This is a genomic window from Bradyrhizobium elkanii WSM2783 (genome assembly GCF_000472865.1).
In the GTDB taxonomy this organism is placed as follows: Bacteria; Pseudomonadota; Alphaproteobacteria; order Rhizobiales; family Xanthobacteraceae; genus Bradyrhizobium; species Bradyrhizobium elkanii_A.
In genome coordinates this window covers 12,501-15,726 of the sequence record NZ_AXAP01000126.1, presented here as the reverse complement: position 1 = coordinate 15,726, position 3,226 = coordinate 12,501, and the positions used below count along the sequence as shown (strand labels likewise).

The following is a 3,226-nucleotide window of genomic DNA, read 5'->3' as shown; positions in this document are numbered from 1 at the left end:
CGGGCTGTTTGACAAGTGAAGATGAAGAAAGAGAAACGTGGACGGCGGAGTCCTTGCGGGTCTCGATTTTGAAAACCTTGGTTTTCCCGATCGGGACCGGACGAAAGACTTCGGCGGTACACGTTTTGAATAAGGTTACACCATGGCCTCTTGATTGAGGTCGGGTCGCCAGCGATGTGAATCGCTGCGCGATTTTGGTGTGGACCTCGTCAAACGTTGTGATCAGCCGGTTCAAAGTTTCAAGTCCAACTTGAGAGTTTGATCCTGGCTCAGAGCGAACGCTGGCGGCAGGCTTAACACATGCAAGTCGAGCGGGCGTAGCAATACGTCAGCGGCAGACGGGTGAGTAACGCGTGGGAACGTACCTTTTGGTTCGGAACAACACAGGGAAACTTGTGCTAATACCGGATAAGCCCTTACGGGGAAAGATTTATCGCCGAAAGATCGGCCCGCGTCTGATTAGCTAGTTGGTGAGGTAATGGCTCACCAAGGCGACGATCAGTAGCTGGTCTGAGAGGATGATCAGCCACATTGGGACTGAGACACGGCCCAAACTCCTACGGGAGGCAGCAGTGGGGAATATTGGACAATGGGCGCAAGCCTGATCCAGCCATGCCGCGTGAGTGATGAAGGCCCTAGGGTTGTAAAGCTCTTTTGTGCGGGAAGATAATGACGGTACCGCAAGAATAAGCCCCGGCTAACTTCGTGCCAGCAGCCGCGGTAATACGAAGGGGGCTAGCGTTGCTCGGAATCACTGGGCGTAAAGGGTGCGTAGGCGGGTCTTTAAGTCAGGGGTGAAATCCTGGAGCTCAACTCCAGAACTGCCTTTGATACTGAAGATCTTGAGTTCGGGAGAGGTGAGTGGAACTGCGAGTGTAGAGGTGAAATTCGTAGATATTCGCAAGAACACCAGTGGCGAAGGCGGCTCACTGGCCCGATACTGACGCTGAGGCACGAAAGCGTGGGGAGCAAACAGGATTAGATACCCTGGTAGTCCACGCCGTAAACGATGAATGCCAGCCGTTAGTGGGTTTACTCACTAGTGGCGCAGCTAACGCTTTAAGCATTCCGCCTGGGGAGTACGGTCGCAAGATTAAAACTCAAAGGAATTGACGGGGGCCCGCACAAGCGGTGGAGCATGTGGTTTAATTCGACGCAACGCGCAGAACCTTACCAGCCCTTGACATCCCGGTCGCGGACTCCAGAGACGGAGTTCTTCAGTTCGGCTGGACCGGAGACAGGTGCTGCATGGCTGTCGTCAGCTCGTGTCGTGAGATGTTGGGTTAAGTCCCGCAACGAGCGCAACCCCCGTCCTTAGTTGCTACCATTTAGTTGAGCACTCTAAGGAGACTGCCGGTGATAAGCCGCGAGGAAGGTGGGGATGACGTCAAGTCCTCATGGCCCTTACGGGCTGGGCTACACACGTGCTACAATGGCGGTGACAATGGGAAGCGAAGACGCAAGTCCTAGCAAATCTCAAAAAGCCGTCTCAGTTCGGATTGGGCTCTGCAACTCGAGCCCATGAAGTTGGAATCGCTAGTAATCGTGGATCAGCACGCCACGGTGAATACGTTCCCGGGCCTTGTACACACCGCCCGTCACACCATGGGAGTTGGTTTTACCTGAAGACGGTGCGCTAACCGAAAGGGGGCAGCCGGCCACGGTAGGGTCAGCGACTGGGGTGAAGTCGTAACAAGGTAGCCGTAGGGGAACCTGCGGCTGGATCACCTCCTTTCTAAGGATGGTCCTTCAGAGAGCTCACGCTCACTATCGGATCGTTTTAGAAACATCTCGGGGCCAATCGATCGCCAGATCGCTTGAGCTCCATTGGCGGGATTTCGCCGTCTTCGTTTCTCTTTCTTCGCGGACGAACACGCGCCAGGGGCTAGAGCGCTGTGCGATGCATCGGCGAAAGCCGGTTGCGCGCGAGCGGGTTCCTAATCCTTTGTAGGATGAGCGTTAGGGGCTTGTAGCTCAGTTGGTTAGAGCGCGCGCTTGATAAGCGTGAGGTCGGAAGTTCAAGTCTTCCCAGGCCCACCACTTTCATCGAGCGGGCATTCGTCTTCTGGTTACGGGGCCATAGCTCAGCTGGGAGAGCGCGTGCTTTGCAAGCATGAGGTCGTCGGTTCGATCCCGTCTGGCTCCACCAGATGGTTTGATCGCCGGTGCCTCAACCGTCGTCCGCGAAACATCAATTCGCACACGCAGTCCGGATGGACGCGGTGTGCGTGTTATCTGACATCGTAAAGAGGAGATCGATCCAAGTTTGGGATCTGCGGAGCAATTCGCGGGTGCTCATTCACTATCTCCAGATCATTTTCGGCGCTCGTTCATCGCAAGATGAGCGGGTTGTAAAATGATCCTGTTAGCGAAGCTTGACCGCCTCGCTATTGGTTCGATCTTACGAAGCAAGCTGGTCTTTCTAATCAATGTCCGGCCGCGCAAGCAGCATTCATCGAGGGTGCGCGCTTTGAGATTTCGGTCTCAATGCGATTGGGCGGCATACATTCTGCCGAGTGTGTGGACATTGATAATGAGAGCAATCAAGTGCCTTAAGGGTGTTCGGTGGATGCCTTGGCGCTGAGAGGCGATGAAGGACGTGCTACGCTGCGATAAGCCGTGGGGAGCTGCGAAGAAGCTTTGATCCACGGATTTCCGAATGGGGAAACCCACCTTCGATAGCCGGAACTCCAAGATCTTGAGGTTTAAACACCTTGTGTTTTGGGGTTCGACCAGAAATGCGAGAAATCAAACCGCGAGGTTTTGGATTTCCGGTTATCAAGAGAAGGTATGAGACTTCTGAATAAAATAGGAGGTTTCAAGCGAACCCAGGGAACTGAAACATCTAAGTACCTGGAGGAAAGGACATCAATCGAGACTCCGTTAGTAGTGGCGAGCGAACGCGGACCAGGCCAGTGATACATCAAAGACAACCGGAACCTGTCAGGAAAGCAGGGCCTTAGAGGGTGATAGCCCCGTACGGGTAATGCGATGATGTATCCTTGAGTAAGGCGGGACACGTGCAATCCTGTCTGAACATGGGGGGACCACCCTCCAAGCCTAAGTACTCCTCAGCGACCGATAGTGAACCAGTACCGTGAGGGAAAGGTGAAAAGCACCCCGACGAGGGGAGTGAAATAGACCTGAAACCGGACACCTACAAACAGACGGAGCCCAAGATGCGTTCTGGGTGACGTCGTACCTTTTGTATTATGGGCCAGCGACT

Annotated in this window: 1 protein-coding gene, 2 tRNA genes and 2 rRNA genes (1 of these 5 running past the window's edge); 4 read left to right on the top strand and 1 reads right to left on the bottom strand. The window is 54.3% G+C overall.

Features of this window, described 5'->3' with window-relative positions; genetic code table 11:
• Positions 1–235: hypothetical protein (locus tag YY7_RS62750; protein ID WP_210164755.1), on the bottom strand; the 235-nt coding region annotated here is incomplete at its 3' end.
• Between the two features lie 11 nt (positions 236–246).
• On the opposite strand from YY7_RS62750, the gene YY7_RS0146420 reads away from it, so the two are divergent.
• The 4 genes from YY7_RS0146420 to YY7_RS0146405 all read left to right on the top strand — a co-directional run.
• Positions 247–1,735 (top strand): 16S ribosomal RNA (locus YY7_RS0146420).
• A 228-nt stretch (positions 1,736–1,963) separates the two neighbouring features.
• Positions 1,964–2,040: transfer RNA gene (locus YY7_RS0146415), tRNA-Ile, on the top strand.
• A 33-nt stretch (positions 2,041–2,073) separates the two neighbouring features.
• Positions 2,074–2,149, top strand: a tRNA-Ala gene (locus tag YY7_RS0146410).
• 392 nt (positions 2,150–2,541) lie between these two features.
• Positions 2,542–3,226 (top strand): 23S ribosomal RNA (locus YY7_RS0146405) (it continues 2,171 nt past the right edge of the window).
• Together the 16S and 23S rRNA genes with 2 tRNA genes alongside form the textbook arrangement of a ribosomal RNA operon.